This window comes from Micromonospora sp. ATLC16, from assembly GCF_057196645.1.
In genome coordinates this window covers 80,254-93,837 of record NZ_JBXUOW010000007.1, presented here as the reverse complement: position 1 = coordinate 93,837, position 13,584 = coordinate 80,254, and the positions used below count along the sequence as shown (strand labels likewise).

Annotated in this window: 14 protein-coding genes and 2 pseudogenes; 3 read left to right on the top strand and 13 right to left on the bottom strand. The window is 70.6% G+C overall.

The features are described 5' to 3' along the window. Nucleotides 1-12: 12 nt before the first annotated feature. The 4 genes from AC2CHE_RS05285 to AC2CHE_RS05270 all read right to left on the bottom strand — a co-directional run bounded on the left by AC2CHE_RS05285 (nt 13) and on the right by AC2CHE_RS05270 (nt 4,858). Complete coding sequence (locus AC2CHE_RS05285) at nt 13-1,764, bottom strand: ABC transporter ATP-binding protein (protein WP_484503752.1); 1,752 nt, start codon at nt 1,762-1,764, stop codon at nt 13-15. After that, entirely contained in the window at nt 1,761-3,437 is a 1,677-nt protein-coding gene (locus AC2CHE_RS05280; protein ID WP_484503751.1) for an ABC transporter transmembrane domain-containing protein, read from the bottom strand. Before AC2CHE_RS05280 ends, AC2CHE_RS05285 begins: the two co-directional genes overlap by 4 nt. An 88-nt stretch (nt 3,438-3,525) precedes the next feature. Further along, the gene (nudC, locus tag AC2CHE_RS05275) at nt 3,526-4,467 is read right to left on the bottom strand and encodes an NAD(+) diphosphatase (protein WP_484503776.1); all 942 of its coding nucleotides are present in this window, start codon (nt 4,465-4,467) and stop codon (nt 3,526-3,528) included. Nucleotides 4,468-4,654: 187 nt separating this feature from the next. Beyond that, nucleotides 4,655-4,858, bottom strand: coding sequence for a cold-shock protein (locus tag AC2CHE_RS05270; RefSeq protein WP_210823429.1), 204 nt, complete (start codon nt 4,856-4,858; stop codon nt 4,655-4,657). A gap of 157 nt (nt 4,859-5,015) precedes the next feature. Between AC2CHE_RS05270 and AC2CHE_RS05265 the strand changes: the two genes are divergently transcribed. Both AC2CHE_RS05265 and AC2CHE_RS05260 read left to right on the top strand, forming a co-directional pair. Beyond that, a complete protein-coding gene (locus AC2CHE_RS05265; protein ID WP_484503750.1) occupies nt 5,016-5,198 on the top strand; it encodes a GntR family transcriptional regulator in 183 nt (60 codons plus the stop codon). A gap of 337 nt (nt 5,199-5,535) precedes the next feature. Beyond that, nucleotides 5,536-5,751: a hypothetical protein gene (locus AC2CHE_RS05260; protein ID WP_484503749.1), complete on the top strand. Its 216-nt coding sequence runs from the start codon at nt 5,536-5,538 to the stop codon at nt 5,749-5,751. Between the two features lie 162 nt (nt 5,752-5,913). Here the strand turns inward: AC2CHE_RS05260 and AC2CHE_RS05255 are convergent. The 6 genes and pseudogenes from AC2CHE_RS05255 to AC2CHE_RS05230 all read right to left on the bottom strand — a co-directional run. Then, nucleotides 5,914-6,324 (bottom strand): annotated as a pseudogene (locus AC2CHE_RS05255) (cellulose binding domain-containing protein); the annotation flags it as partial. A 39-nt stretch (nt 6,325-6,363) separates the two neighbouring features. Further along, nucleotides 6,364-8,061: pseudogene (locus AC2CHE_RS05250) on the bottom strand (CotH kinase family protein); the annotation flags it as partial. Further along, entirely contained in the window at nt 8,052-8,882 is an 831-nt protein-coding gene (locus tag AC2CHE_RS05245; RefSeq protein ID WP_484503748.1) for a polyphosphate polymerase domain-containing protein, read from the bottom strand. The pseudogene AC2CHE_RS05250 and the gene AC2CHE_RS05245, both read right to left, overlap by 10 nt. Continuing rightward, nucleotides 8,879-9,478, bottom strand: a complete 600-nt coding sequence (locus AC2CHE_RS05240) for a DUF4956 domain-containing protein (protein ID WP_484503747.1) — start codon at nt 9,476-9,478, stop codon at nt 8,879-8,881. The genes AC2CHE_RS05245 and AC2CHE_RS05240 overlap by 4 nt, the downstream gene beginning before the upstream one ends. Before the next feature lie 506 nt (nt 9,479-9,984). Continuing rightward, complete coding sequence (locus tag AC2CHE_RS05235; protein ID WP_484503746.1) at nt 9,985-10,857, bottom strand: bifunctional DNA primase/polymerase; 873 nt, start codon at nt 10,855-10,857, stop codon at nt 9,985-9,987. 216 nt (nt 10,858-11,073) lie between these two features. After that, the gene (locus AC2CHE_RS05230; protein WP_484503745.1) at nt 11,074-11,328 is read right to left on the bottom strand and encodes a hypothetical protein; all 255 of its coding nucleotides are present in this window, start codon (nt 11,326-11,328) and stop codon (nt 11,074-11,076) included. A gap of 261 nt (nt 11,329-11,589) precedes the next feature. Between AC2CHE_RS05230 and AC2CHE_RS05225 the strand changes: the two genes are divergently transcribed. Then, nucleotides 11,590-12,279: a lysophospholipid acyltransferase family protein gene (locus AC2CHE_RS05225; RefSeq protein ID WP_484503744.1), complete on the top strand. Its 690-nt coding sequence runs from the start codon at nt 11,590-11,592 to the stop codon at nt 12,277-12,279. Nucleotides 12,280-12,386: 107 nt separating this feature from the next. On the opposite strand, the gene AC2CHE_RS05220 is transcribed toward AC2CHE_RS05225, so the two are convergent. Genes AC2CHE_RS05220 through AC2CHE_RS05210 form a run of 3 tightly spaced genes read right to left on the bottom strand, consistent with a single transcriptional unit; the run spans nt 12,387 to nt 13,448 of the window. Next, nucleotides 12,387-13,001, bottom strand: coding sequence for a transposase (locus AC2CHE_RS05220; RefSeq protein ID WP_484503743.1), 615 nt, complete (start codon nt 12,999-13,001; stop codon nt 12,387-12,389). Next, nucleotides 12,962-13,279 (bottom strand): IS110 family transposase, encoded by a 318-nt coding sequence (locus AC2CHE_RS05215; RefSeq protein ID WP_484503742.1) that lies wholly within the window; start codon nt 13,277-13,279, stop codon nt 12,962-12,964. Before AC2CHE_RS05215 ends, AC2CHE_RS05220 begins: the two co-directional genes overlap by 40 nt. Beyond that, nucleotides 13,209-13,448 (bottom strand): hypothetical protein, encoded by a 240-nt coding sequence (locus tag AC2CHE_RS05210; protein WP_484503783.1) that lies wholly within the window; start codon nt 13,446-13,448, stop codon nt 13,209-13,211. The genes AC2CHE_RS05215 and AC2CHE_RS05210 overlap by 71 nt, the downstream gene beginning before the upstream one ends. Nucleotides 13,449-13,584 lie beyond the last annotated feature (136 nt).

The window sequence follows — 13,584 nt, the reverse complement described above, 5'->3', positions numbered from 1 at the left end:
CGGGCCGCCGGGTCAGCGTCGCCAGGCCGACCAGAGGTCGGCGTACCGGCCGCCGGCCGCGATCAGATCGTCCGGGGTGCCGAGTTCGACGATCCGGCCGTGCGCCATCACGGCGATCCGGTCGCAGGTGTGTGCCTGGCTGAGCCGATGCGCGACCACCACGGCCGTGCGGCCCCGGACCAGCGCGGCGCTGGCCTGTTCGAGCTGTCTCGCACCCGCGCTGCCGGCCTCGGCGCTGGCCTCGTCGAGGACGACGACCGGCGGGTCGAGTAGCGCGATGCGGGCCAGTGCCAGCTGTTGCGCCTGGCCGGCGGTGAGCGGGTGTTCGCCATCGCCGACCCGGGTCGCCAACCCGTCGGGTAGGGCGGTGACCCAACCGTCGGCTCCGACCAGCCGCAACGCGGCGTGCAGGTCCTCGTCGGCGGCATCCGGAGCGGCCAGCCGCAGGTCGTCGGCGAGGGTGCCGGCGAAGACGTGCACCTCCTGGGTGACCACGCCGACGGTCCGGCGCAACTCGGCCGCAGACAGCTCACCGATCGGGCGGTCGCCCAGCCATACCTCGCCCTCGGCGGCGGGGAAGACGCCACCGAGGATGGCCGCGAGGGTCGTCTTGCCGGCTCCGCTCTCGCCGACGATCGCCAACGACTCGCCCCCGGCGATCTCGATCGAGACATCCTGCACGACGGCGGGACCGCCCGGGTAGTGGTGCCAGACCGACTTGGCGGTGACGCCCGTTGCCGGCAACCCGGCTACCGGTCCGGACGGCCGCGACTCGGGTACGTCGAGGCCGGCGATGCCGACGAGCCGGGCGAGCGCCGCGCCAGCAGACTGGACGTCGTTGAACGACATCAGCAACAGGCCGAGCGGACCGAAGAGTCGATGGAACAGCAACGCCGCGGCGGTGACGTCGCCGACCGTGCTGTCACCCGCGCGTACCAGCAGGAAGCCGGTCAGCAGCACCGCGCTCAGTCCGAGCGCCTCCGCGTAGTTCATCGTGTTCGCGAACCAGAGGAAACCGCGTACCGCTCGCAGGCGCGCGACGACGGCGTGCCGGGAGGACTGCTCGACCCGGCGGCTCTGGCGGTCCTGCATGCCGTACGCGTGCACCGTCCGCGCGCCGGTGAACGTGGTCAGCAGGCCCTGGGTACGCACCGCGGCGGCTTCCCGCTCGGCGGCGTACAACCGTTTCGCCTGGGGCACGAAACGGCGCAGGCTCAGCACGTACACCGGGAAGACGACCAGGAACGCGGCGGCGATGCGCCAGTCGAGGGTGGCGAAACCGGCGAAGGTGATGACGACGGTGACCAGTGCGGTGAAGATGCCGGCCGCCAGCCGCACCGAGTCGGTCACCCGCTCCACGTCCTCGGTGACCCGGGACGCCACGTCGCCGGAGCCGGCACTCTCCAGCCGGGTGGCGTCCATCCGCAGCGCCCGGTCGAGCACCTCCTCGCGCAGATCGGCGCAGGCCCGCATGCCCCACTCGGTGACCAGCCAGTTGGCGGTGCCGGTGAGGACCGCGGCGGCCAGGCCCGCGCCGAGGATGAACGCCGAGGTCAGCAGTAGTTCGCCGACGGTGCCGCCGGCCACCACCAGGTCGACCAGCCGGCCGAGCAGGATCGGCACGACGACGGCCGCGACACTCGCCGCCGTGGCCGCCGCCACCGACGTCCAGGCGAGCGTCGGATAGCGCCGCAGGGCACGCCGGAAGGCGGTGAAGGTGACCCGGCCGGTCGCCACCGGCAGGATCATGGCCCTGGCAGTCACCGCAGCACCACCTCCGCGTACGACGAGTCGGCGAGCAGGTCGCGGTGCCGCCCGACGGCCGCCACCCGGCCGGCGTGGAGAAAGACGACCCGGTCACACCGGTCGAGCAGCGGCGCGCTGGTGGTGACCAGCACGGTCGCCCGGTCGTCGCCGATCCGGTAGGCGCGGATGCCGTCGGCGATGGCATGCTCGGTGACCGCGTCGATCGCCGTCGTCGGGTCGCGGAAGACGGTCACCGGCCGGTCGGCCAGCAGCGCGCGGGCCAGCGCGAGGCGCTGCCGCTGGCCGCCGGAAAGGTTCAGACCATGGTCGACGAGTTCCCGGTCGAACCCGACGCCGTCGGTGAGCAGATCACCGACGGCGGCCGAGGTCATCGCGGTGCGCAGGGCGGCATCGTCGGGGTCGTCGGCGGTCTGGAGCACCTCCCGCAGGGTGGCGCCGAACAGGTCGACCCCGTGCGGTTCGACAAGCACGGTCCGGCGCAGCGAGGTGAGGTCCAGCTCCCGCACCGGCGTGCCGGCCAGCCGCACCTCGCCCCGGTCCGGCGACCGCGATCCCGCGAGCAGTTCGGTGACGCTGTCGGCGGTGCCGGTCTCCGCGGTGACGATGCCGACCAGCTCGCCGGGAGACACGGCGAGGTCGACGCCGTCCAGGCGCGGCGCGTGCACGGCGTCGAGGGCCAGCGTTCCCGGCCGGGCCGTACGCGTCCCGGAGGGCACCCGTTCCGGTGCGGCGAGCACCTCGGCCACGCGCGCCGCGCTGGCCCGTGCCGTGGCCAGCCGGAAGACGCAGTCGGCGAGGTTGAGCACCGGATCGGTGAGGAAGGTGGCCAGCCCGACGACCGTGATGAGCTGGCCGACCGTGATCCGCCCTGCCAGGGCGTACCAGCCCGCCAGGGCGGCGACGGCGGTGATCAGCAGGCCGGTGGTGAAGGTGGACGCACCGATGAACGTGGCACCGGCCTTGACCGTGCCGATGCCGGCGCGCAGCGACGTCCGGCTGGCCGTGCGGTAACGGCCGACGGCCTCGTCGACGCCACCGAAACCGCGCAGCGGTCGGAGACCGCGCAGCAGATCCGACGCCGTGGCGGCGGCCCGACCGACCGCCTGCTGCTGGGCGGACGTGCGGCGACCGACGATCGGCCCGAGGGCGTTGAGCCCGAGCACCAGGATCGGCACGCCGACCATCAGGCCGAGCCCCAGCGACAAGTCGATCCGCAGCAGCACGACCGTCGACACTGCCAGCCCGACCAGCGCGCTCGCCGCCCGGCTGCCCAGTTCGAGCAGTTCGGCGGCGGACTGGGTGTCGGAGGTCGCGATCGAGAGCAGTTCTCCGCTCTGTCGGCTGGTCCGGATCCCCTGGCCACCGACCACCCGCCGGACCACCCGCATCCGCAACTCGTGCGACTCCTCGGTGACCGCCCGGGACAGGAACCAGAAGCCCGACCGCCAGCCCATGGTGAGGGCGGTGAACAGCGCGAAGATGCCCAGCACGGACCAGGCCATCGCCGAGCTCGACCCGGTACCGACGGCCTGGTCGATGACCAGGCCGATGGCCACCGGGACGAGAGCCTCACACAGTTGGTGCAGTGACCAGAAGGCGGCGCACAGGGCAGTGTCGCGACGCTGCCGCCAGAACATCCGGCGGATCAGTCGCCCCGTGGTCTGTGTCATGCCCCCGCCTCACGTTCGCTGAGTTAGGGCAGGCTAACCTGCTCTCCTCGCCGGACGCCATTCGCGGGTGCACCCTGCTGGCCAGGTCTCAGACCTCGGCGTGCCGGAGCGGCGGCCGGTCGAGCCCGGCCCAGGAGCGCAGCAGCCGACCGCCGATGGAGTCGGCCGGTCCGGAGCCGGGACCGTCGAGAATGCGTTCGACGATCTCGGCTCGGGTGAACCATCGGGCCTCAAGCAGTTCGCGCCCGTCCACGGCGATCGTCTCGTCGACGGCCCGGGCGACGAAGCCGACCATGAGGCCGGCCGGAAACGGCCACCCCTGGGAACCCTGGTAGCTGACCGCGCCGACCGTCACGCCGGCCTCCTCGCCGACCTCGCGGCGGACGGTGCCCTCCAGGCTCTCGCCGATCTCGACGAAACCGGCGAGCAGCGAGAAGCCGTCCGGGCCGGCACCGTGATGGCGGGCGAGTAGACAGCGTGGCTGCGGACTGGGGTCTTCGACGAGCACGATGACGGCGGGTTCGATCCGGGGAAACAACTGCCTGCCGCAGTCGGGGCCCTGGCAGACCCGTAGGTGACCGGCCTCGCCGCTGGCCGTGGTGGCGCCGCAGGTACCGCAGTATCTGGCGTGCCGGTTCCAGTAGAGCAGGCCACGCGCGTACGCCAGGGTCGCGGCAAGTGGCGCGGGCAGGGTGGTGGCCAGCGCGCGCAGGTCAGCGCTGCCGTGCGCGGTAGCCAGGCGCAGTGCCTCGGTCTCCTCGACCTCGCTGAGATCGGCGGCGAAGCTCGCGCTGGTGCCGTCGAGGCCGAGCAGGGCGGTCTGACCGGCCGCCGCCACCAGCGTGCGGGCGGGCGCACCGGTGAGCCGCACCGGCCTGCCGTCGGCCGTCAGCAGTGGTCGGTCGCGCCACATGGGCAGCACCTGGCTGTCGTCGCGGTCGAGCAGGTCGACGATCCGGGCCGGGTCGGCGCGTAGGCCAGCGGCCCGGTCGTGCGGTGTCGCGGTGTACGCGAGCCCGTGAAACACCATGCTGCCGATCGTGCCGGACCCTGCCGGCGGCGCGGGCACCGGCTCGGTGGTCAGCGGACGGCCGGTCACCCGAACCCAGGGTGCGGCGTGGGCCGCGCGGGCGGAACCCGGTGGGCGGACGTCGGGGTTGCCTCCCGGGTACGGCGGTCCGCTGAACCAGTCGGTCCGTCGTACCCGGGAGTTCACCTCAGACTGGGCGGATGTTCTCCGCCTGCAGGCCCCGCTGACCCTGGGTCACATCGAACTCCACTCGCTGGTTCTCCTCCAGGCTGCGGTAGCCACTGGCGGAGATCGCCGAGAAGTGGGCGAACACGTCGGCGCCACCGCCGTCCTGGCTGATAAAGCCGAAGCCCTTGTCCGCGTTGAACCACTTGACGGTGCCGGAAGCCATGTCTTCTCCTCGCAGGCTGTCGAAGCGCCGCACGGTGCGGCCCTTCGTAGGTCGCCGCGTTGATCACCCGTGTCCGGACAGGACGAGAAAACAAAGAGCGCCCGGGGGGTTGGATACCCTCAGGCGCTGGCGACGTCTACGGAATCAAAACTGCAACGTGGCTCACCGTAGCACGAAAAGCGGGACCGATCTGCCAGCTGAGAACATTGTTCCTCGCCGGCTGGCCCCCGGCGACCAGCTGCCGAAGGTCCGCGAGGTGGCGCAGCCACTGGCCATCAATCCCAACACCGTGCTCAAGACGTACCGGGAGTTGGAACTCGAAGGCCTGGCGGAGGGGTGACCCGGTGTCGCCACCTTCGTCACCGCGACGCTGCACCGCGAAGCCCTGGTCAACCAGGCCGAGCTGCGCGCCGAGCTGGTCGACTGGGTGCGTCGGGCGCAGGCGGTGGGACTCACGGCTGAGGAAATCACCGCCCTGGTGGCGACGACGATGCGGCCCAGGTGGCGCTCGCCCTCGCGCTGGCCAAGCGGCCCGGCTGACCTGATCCTGGCCTATCTCACCGAAGGCACCCGGCGGTGAGCACGCCACGCCGCTCGTCTCCGCCACAGGCCTGGACGAGACCGCCCTGCGGGGTGCCTGGACCCTCTCGTACGGCATCCGGGACGACAGCGGAGCGATGGTGGCGCCGGGCGCCCAGATCATCTGTCCACCGGACGCCACCGCGCCGACGGGGCCGTGCGGTGGTGAGTTCGGCGCGGACGCGTACAACTGGGTGCTCTACCAGCCGGCCGAGGGGTACTGGTTGTTCCAGGGCATCGAGACCGGGGTCTTCGTCGCACTCGCCGCGATCCTGTTCTATCTCGCGGTGTGGCGGGTCCGTCGGATCGCCTGAGCATTCGGTTGGTGCCCCCGACGAGCGGGCACCAACCGTGCCACGCCGCTTTCCGGTGACACCGGCCCGCGGCACCCGGACGGCCGCCCGGCCCCGGAGCTTCAGTTGTCCGGTGCCGGGCGGGTCCGCGAGGTGAGCTGCTCGGTGAGCGCGATCGGCAGATCAGCTCGCCGTGCAGGTCGGCGTGGGTGTGCCGGGTGTGCCGGTGGCGGAGCCGAGGAAACCGAACGAGGTGCTGGCGCCCGCGGCCAGGTTGCCGTTGTAGCTGACGTTGCGGGCGGTCACCGCCGAGCCCTGGCTGGTGACCGTCGCGTTCCAGGCCTGGGTGACCGTCTGCCCGGCCGGGTAGGTCCAGGTCACGGTCCAACCGCTGATCGCCGAACCGCCCGCGGTGACCCGTACCTCGCCCTGGAAGCCGCCGGACCACTGGTTGGTCACCGTGTAGGTCGCCGTGCAGCCGCTACCGCCGGGCGGCGGCGTGGTGGGCGGTGGGGTGGTGGGCGGTGGGGTGGTGGGCGGCGGCGTCGTCGGGGGTGGCGTGGTCGGCGGTGGGGTGGTCGGGGGTGGCGTGGTCGATCCACCCCAGCCAGCGGTGGAGTCGAGCCAGGCCGCCCGGCGCAGCATCCAGTCCCGCATGAACTGGACCTGCCCCTGCCAGGTCGGCGCGGTCGGCGTGATGAAGGGACCGACGTTTCGGTTGCTCAGGTTCGGCCAGCGCTGGAAGTTGCGCTGCGCGGCGGCCGTCAGCGGGGCGCTGAGGCCGTCGATGCGAGCCTGCAACGACGCGTCGGAGAGCGCGCCCCGGCGCAGTGTCTGCCAGCGCAGCCGCACCTCGTTGACGAACGCCGGGTCACGCATCAACTGTGTGAACCAGTCGTTGGCCACCGGTTGGCGGACCTGTTGGTACTGCCAGCCGGAGGTCTGGTCGTTCTGGAAGAAGCCGCCCACGCCGAAGCTGAGATCGTAGTCCCAGAGCGGACCGGCGAAGATCTTGGTGTCGCGGTCCTTGTAGAAGTAGGCGCTGCGGATGTACGAGTCCATCTCCCGGCTCAGTTCGTTGATGATGAGCTGGTCGATGAAGGAACCCACGTCGATGTACGCCCGGTAGCCGCTGACCGGGTCGGCGAAGTTCGGCGCCCGCAGCACGTTGTGGAACTCCTGGATGTGGCTGCGTAACCAGTCGCGTTGCTCGGGTTGCAGCGGCGACGGATCGGCGACCTCCAGGTAGTTCCAGCAGCTCGCCGCCGGCCCGGTGCAGGACAGGGTCGGCTCCTCGGCGGCCATCCACTCGAACTTGAAGATGTAGCCGCCGGTGATTTTCGGCAGGGTCCGGTCGTCCTCGCGGAGCTGTTTGAGGTCGAGCCGGTTCTTGGAGTTCTTGATCGTCTCGACGATCATGTAGACGCCCATGTAGTCGTCGGCACCGACCGGGGCGGCATCGGTGTTCAGGTAGAACTCCGCGAAGGCGTACCGGGGCGCGGGCAGGCCCATCTGCCGCCCGAGGTCGTAGACGAACGCCTCCCGGATCAGCGCCTTGTCGCTGAACGGCCCGCGCAGTACCCAGTCGGAGTCGGCCGGCATGCCGAGCACCGGGTAGTCGGCGTCGTCGTCCTCGTTGTCCCAGAACTCGAGCCGGAACGGCGTCTTGGCGAACATCGCCGACGACTGCCCGCGCAGCCGGAAACCGGCCCGGGTGGCCACGGTGGGTGCGGCGGCCAGGGAGGTGCTGCCGCCGCCCGGCTCGAAGATCATCGTGGTGGCGTCGAGGTACTCCCGGTCGGGCCGCCCGGCACCGTACGAGTCGATCAGGACGACCGGCAGGTCGTGTGCGGTGCTGGTGTCGCGGGCGGCGTACATGGCGGTGCCGGGTGCGCCCGAGGCGGTCTGCCCGACGAACGCCTGGGCCCGCAGTTGCGTCGTACGGGTGAAGCGCAGCGCCGTGCCGGAGTAGAGCGGCGACTGCGCGTCGGGCAGGCGCCCGTCGGTGGTGTAGCGGATCTGGGCACCGCTCACGGTGGTGCTCAGCGACACCGAGACCGCTCCGGAGAAGGTGCCGCTGGGTACGGAGAAGCCGATGTCGCCGACCAGATCTTCGGCGGCCTCGGTAGCCGCGGCGGTGTCCGCGGCGGTGCGGACACCGGCGGGCCGGTCGACCGGGATGGTGGAACCGGACGTGCCGGCAAGGGGTTCGGCACCGGCCGGTGCCGGCGACGGGACGAGGAACCCGGTGACCAGCGCGGCGACGGCCGCGATCCCTGCGATGCGCAGGGCTGCCGCCGAGGTGCCGACGCTGCGGTCGGTCAGACGCACGATGCCTCCTGAACGGGACGGTGGGTGGTGGCGGTCGGTGTCGTGCCCACCGACGGGGTGGTGCGGAAATGGCGGCGCAGTGTCCGACGCCAGGGCGAGTCCGGCAGGTCCGGACGCAGCGCCGCCAGCCCGGTGGCGTACTTGGAGATGCGGGCGGGCCGCAGCCCCAGCTGCCAGAGCAGCCGGTCGGCCGGTGATGCGGCGGCGCTGGTCTTGGTCTCGACCACGACCACATCCGGCAGGTGCAGTGAGGTGCCGCCGGCCTGCCAGGCGAGCCCGGTGTCGATGGTGACCCGACTGGCGGTCGCCGGCAGCAGCAGTGTCGCCCGGCGGTAGCTGGTGACCAGCACCGGATCGAGGGCGCTGCCGGCGGGCGGGCAGATCGCCTCCCGCGCGAGCGCCTGGTCGACGAAGTCACGGCCGGGTCGTACGGTCGTGCGGTCACCCGGATCGTATGGCAACCGATGTTTGGTGATGCTGTCGCGCGCTCCGCTGATCTTGACTTCGAGCCAGCACAGGGTCGAGTCGAGGTAGGTGCGGGTGCGCACCTTGAAGCGGCGTCGTCGCCGGTAGGCCGCGCAGTGATAGCTGGCCAACCTCGGGGTGTCGAAGTAGACCGACTCGTAGCGGAAGCTTCGCGCACCGCCGATCTCCAGCACCCGTGCGTGCGGGATGAGCTGGTCGAGCAGGAGTGGCAACCGGTCGAGCGGGACGAGGTACTTGCGGTCCACCCTGGTCTGCAGGGCGGCCCGGTCGACGAGTTCGGTCAACCCGATGGTGTCCATGGCTGCCAGGGGCGCGGTGATCGGCTGGATGCTCATCGGGCGGCTCCCGCCTTGGCCTGGGTTGCGGTGGCCCTGGTCGTCCGGCCGTTGACCGAGTAGCGGACGTCAACGACGGTGGTCTCGTTGACCAGGTCGATTCGCTGCACGGTGGCGACGTGCACACGTGCGCCGAGCAGTTGCTCCAGCTGGGCTACGAGGGTCACATGATCGGTCACGGCTGAATCGAGCACCATGATCTGGTGCCGGTAGTGGCGGAGCAGCCGGGGATGGTCGCCCAGGAATATCACCACGAGGATGAGGCCCATCAGCCCGGCGCTGAGCCAGACCGAGGTGGTGCTCAACGCACCGAGGATGCCCAGGGCGAGCGCGGAGAAGTAGTACGCGACCTCGTGCTGGTCGAGTTCCGTCGACCGCAGGCGGATGATCGACAGTACGCCGAACAGCGCCAGCCCGAGCCCGAGGCCCGCGCCGACGTTGCTGGCGCTGAGCGCGCTGGCCACTGCGAGGACACCGACGTTGACGCCGAGGTAGGCGACCACCAGGTCGCGGCGCCGGTGTCTCGGGAAGTAGAGCCCGAAGACGAGCAGCACCACCGCGCCGATGTCGATCGCGAACAGGATGAGCTGCGACATCTGGTGTTTTCCTCCTGGGTCGCTGTCGCGCCGGCCCCGTCTCATCTCGTCGGCACGAGCTGCGGCCAGGTGACCGAACGCAACCAAAAGTCTCGGTAAACTTGCGGGAACTATTTCGGTAATAGTACTGGGATGCATCGAACCGGGTCAATGGCAGTGTTGTGCCAACCTGGACTTTTGGCGCGCGCCGGGCGCTTCCGCGATCGTCTGACTCGGGTCGGTTCGCTGGTCGGGACGCGATCTGTGCGCGAGTGGACCAGATGTGGACCGGTGGTGAACCCAGGGTAAACAACCTCAGGCGGTTGCCGCTCGCCGCAAGGGCGGCCGCCCGCGGCGGCTGATGGTTGTGGACCTCCGCTCCGGCCGTGGTCGTCCTCGTGGGTCACCCGGCGCGATCTGATGTCGGCGGGGTCGATGCCCGCCCGGCCGCTGCGCACGCTCGGCCCCACCGGCCCCGGCCCTCACCAGCGGTGGACAACGACCACCAACCGAGGTCGCGGACCGGGTTAGCGGCGGGGGCGGCGGAGACCGGCACGCCAACCGGACGCGATCGTGCGCCGCGCCTCCGCCTGGCCCAATCCGACCGACACCGCCGCGTCGGTCAACCGGGGCCGCACCACGGACTCGTCGAGCGCTCCACTCGCGGCGAGCTGGCCGAGCCGGAACGCCGCCCGGTTCACCGCGTTGTTGCGCCCACCGCCGCTCACCCGCTGCCCGCCCCTGAACACAGGACGCGGCGCGGCCAGAATCCGACCGACCTCCCCGTCCAGCGCGGCCTGCGCGTACCGGTCGAGGTCGGCGATCGGCTCGGCCGCGACCGCCAACACCGGCGCCGGTGGGACCACCAACCGCGCAAGCGCCGGTGGGCACTGCGGCAGCGTGCCGCCGTTCCACGGCTGGGTGAACAGGTACCGGTGGCCGGTCGCGTGCAGCGACGGCGGCGCGACCGCCGACCCGCCCCGGCCGCGCCAGTCCACCCCGGGCAGCAACCCGATCCGACTGCCGTACCCCGTCGAGGCGAACCACAGGTGGTAGCCGAGCCCCGTACGCACGAGCGGCCCAGCCGGGCGGACCACGTCGAGCAGATCGAGGACCGCGTGCAGGCCGTCGTTGGTGTCGACGTCGCACACATCCAAGACGTCGCCGGTGGCCAGGCCGATGTTCGCTCGTGGCCAGCGCCGCCAGCACGACCGGACCAGCCGGGCGTCGGTGGACGCCTCGTGCAACCCGTGCCGCAGCCGTGGATGCTTTCCCGGCGAGCCGCACCCGTCACGTTCCCGGCAGGAACAACCTCCGCCGGGTACGGGGGTGTGTAACGGCATCACCGGGATACCGGCCTCCGCGTATCGCAGGGCCGTGTCGAGCAGGCTCTCTCCCATCTTTTACCTCCCCTGCTTCTCTCTATGGCGCGTGCGGCACAGACCCCGTTGTTGGCTGCCGGCCGCGGAGCAGGCGGCGTTGGACGGCAGGGTACGGGCGTGTGACCGGCTGACGGTGGCCGCGTCCGACCACAAGGTGCGGTCGGCGCCTCACCCGGGAGGGTGGCGCTTCCTCCACCAGCTCGATGCCCGTACTTCGCCATCTCCCCGAAGGCATCAGCGCATCGTCCTGGCGGTCAGGTCGGCGGAATCGCCGACGACCAGGTGGCCGCCCGTCGCGGCGTCGGGACCGCGCCGAGCGTGACCTCGGGTCGGCTGTCCCACTTCCTCCGATGGCACGCTCCCGGCATCACCGCCGACACGCTTCCTCCCGACCTGCTGGAGACCGGGCTGGGTGAGGCTCGCGATGAGAAGCTCCTCGAGGAAAGCCGCGCGGCGGTCGATGTTCGGCATTGGCTCGGGCGACGACATCGCGGCCACCGTCGTCTTCCTCGCCGGCAGCGGCGCGCACCATCTCAATGCGGTCCTGATCAGGGCGAACAGCGGACTCGTCTATCGAGACGGTCGATGGGGGCCCGGCTCCGTACCCCACGGAAGGCGTGAGGGGGTCTACAATAAGGAGGGTTGCGGAAGTGGGCCGTGACGCAACTCAGAATGGCCGGGCGACCGCCTGCGGAGCCGGCCCGTGGACACCTGGAAGGCACGTTGTCACTCGCATATTCCGGCCTCCGCATGATCGCCAGCCCCACACTGAAGACGTTCTGGAAACTGCGGGTCAGCGGAGTCGAGCACGTGCCGGAAAGCGGCCCGGTCATTCTTGCCGCAAATCACCTCTCCGTGGCCGATCACCTCTTCCTGCCCGTCGCCTGTCCACGTCTGGTGTTCTTCATGGCCAAGTCCGACTATTTTGTCGAGACCGGCGCCAAAGGACGACTGCGTGGTCTGTTCATGCGGTCGGTGGGTCAGATCCCGGTGGAACGCAGCGGCGGCCGGGCCGCTCTCGCCGGCCTTGAGCAGGCCCGCCAGGTCATTCTCAGTGGGAAGGTCTTCGGCATCTTCCCGGAGGGCACCAGGTCCGTCGACGGCCGGCTCTATCGCGGCAAGACCGGCGTTACCCGACTGGCGCTGATGACCGGCGCCCCGGTGATCCCGGTGGGTCTGACCGGCACGGACGCCGTACAGCCGCTCGGCAAGCTCCTACCCCGCGCCGGCCTTGAGGTCAGCGTCCACTTCGGCAAGCCGCTGTACTTCCGGCGTTCCAACGAGACCCGCCACAACGCCCGGGAACTTCGGGCGATGACCGACGAAGTGATGGACCGGATCGCGGACCTGACCGGCCAGGAGACGGTCAAGGCCTACGCCGTCCGGTCGGGCGCCGCTGCCTCCGGCACGCCCGGCAACGCTGGCCCGTCCGGCGGCTGAGGAGCTTTGTGACACCTCGGCGTGATCTTCCTGGCGGATGGGCAGTGAGCGGTCATTGAGCCGTTGTTGCGGTACGGGATTCGGAACGGGGCGGCGTGGTGACGCCCCTATGTTTGCCAAGTCACCGGATTGGGTGTTGTCGCTGGTGGCAGGGCTGCGGTGATGAAGGGGAAGATCTGCCGGGCGACGTATCGCTTCAGGCAGCGGATCGTTTCCTTCGTCGATTTTTCCTCAGTTGCCCGCTTGGTGGCGTAGTCGCGGGTGCGTTGGTCGCGGCCGAGCCGGGTCAGGACGATGGTGTAGAGGGCGCTGTTGGCGCGCCGGTCGCCGCCGCGGTTGAGGCGGCGGCGGATGGTCTTGCCTGATGACGCGTCGATGGGGTTGACGCCGCAGAGGGCGGCGAACGCGGCTTGGTTGGCCAGCCGGTCGGGGTTGTCGCCTGCAGCGATGAGCAGCGCCGCAGCGGTGTCGGGACCGACGCCGTGCTGCTCGAGCAGCTGCGGCGCGCAGGCGGTGATGGTGGCGTTCATCTGTTGTTGCAGGACGCGGTGCTTGTCGGTGAGAGCCAGGACACGGCGGGCCAGGATGCGCAGGACCGTGGTGGCCGCCGCACGGGTGTCCTGTGCGGTGCTGCTGGGCAGGTCCGCACAGGCGCGGATTAACGCGACTCGACCGAGACCGTTTAGTGATTCGCGCAGCATCGGGTCGGCTCGCACCAGCACGGCCTTGAGCTGGTTGATGCCTGGGTGCGGGCCTTGACCGCCGAGTCTTTGGCGATCTTGAACATGCGGAGTGCCTCTACGGCGCCGTCGCCGCTTTTGGCCAGGCCGGTGGCTTGCCCGGACAGCACCGCGCGGGCGGCGTTCTCCGCGTCGATGGCGTCGGTCTTGCCGCGGCGGCGGCGTACCGCTCGGTCGAGCCGGTTGACCTCAATGACCTGCAGCCCGTCGCGGTGCAGGTGCCGGTGTCGGCGGTGCCGTGGGAGTTGGTGCCTCCACACCGGCGCGGCGCAGCCGACCGTGTCCGTGCGCCCAGTCCACCAAAGCGGTGTAGCCGGCTGCGGTGGTTGGGAATGCCCGGGTGGCCATCAGCGCACCGAGCACGGTGACTATTGCTGCGACGTGCTGGTCGTTGTGCGTGTCTACCCCGAGGATGACTTCCTCATCCATCGCGGCGGCGTCGGTTGTTGACGTCGGTGGGCAACACCAGATCCTTTCACTCGGGAACAGGCATCGACGTCGACCGGACCTCCCTACCGATAATCACCGAAACTATATTGACATATTTCGTTTTCCGGTTCGAAAC

Excerpts from the sequence above, each read along its gene's own strand:
- AC2CHE_RS05280 (WP_484503751.1), bottom strand. The coding sequence starts at position 3,437 with ATGACACAGACCACGGGGCGACTGATCCGCCGGATGTTCTGGCGGCAG.
- nudC (WP_484503776.1), bottom strand. The coding sequence starts at position 4,467 with ATGGTGTTTCACGGGCTCGCGTACACCGCGACACCGCACGACCGGGCC.
- AC2CHE_RS05270 (WP_210823429.1), bottom strand. The coding sequence starts at position 4,858 with ATGGCTTCCGGCACCGTCAAGTGGTTCAACGCGGACAAGGGCTTCGGC.
- AC2CHE_RS05260 (WP_484503749.1), top strand. The coding sequence starts at position 5,536 with ATGGTGGCGCCGGGCGCCCAGATCATCTGTCCACCGGACGCCACCGCG.
- AC2CHE_RS05245 (WP_484503748.1), bottom strand. The coding sequence starts at position 8,882 with ATGAGCATCCAGCCGATCACCGCGCCCCTGGCAGCCATGGACACCATC.
- AC2CHE_RS05240 (WP_484503747.1), bottom strand. The coding sequence starts at position 9,478 with ATGTCGCAGCTCATCCTGTTCGCGATCGACATCGGCGCGGTGGTGCTG.
- AC2CHE_RS05235 (WP_484503746.1), bottom strand. The coding sequence starts at position 10,857 with ATGGGAGAGAGCCTGCTCGACACGGCCCTGCGATACGCGGAGGCCGGT.
- AC2CHE_RS05230 (WP_484503745.1), bottom strand. The coding sequence starts at position 11,328 with ATGTCGTCGCCCGAGCCAATGCCGAACATCGACCGCCGCGCGGCTTTC.
- AC2CHE_RS05225 (WP_484503744.1), top strand. The coding sequence starts at position 11,590 with ATGATCGCCAGCCCCACACTGAAGACGTTCTGGAAACTGCGGGTCAGC.
- AC2CHE_RS05210 (WP_484503783.1), bottom strand. The coding sequence starts at position 13,448 with ATGGATGAGGAAGTCATCCTCGGGGTAGACACGCACAACGACCAGCAC.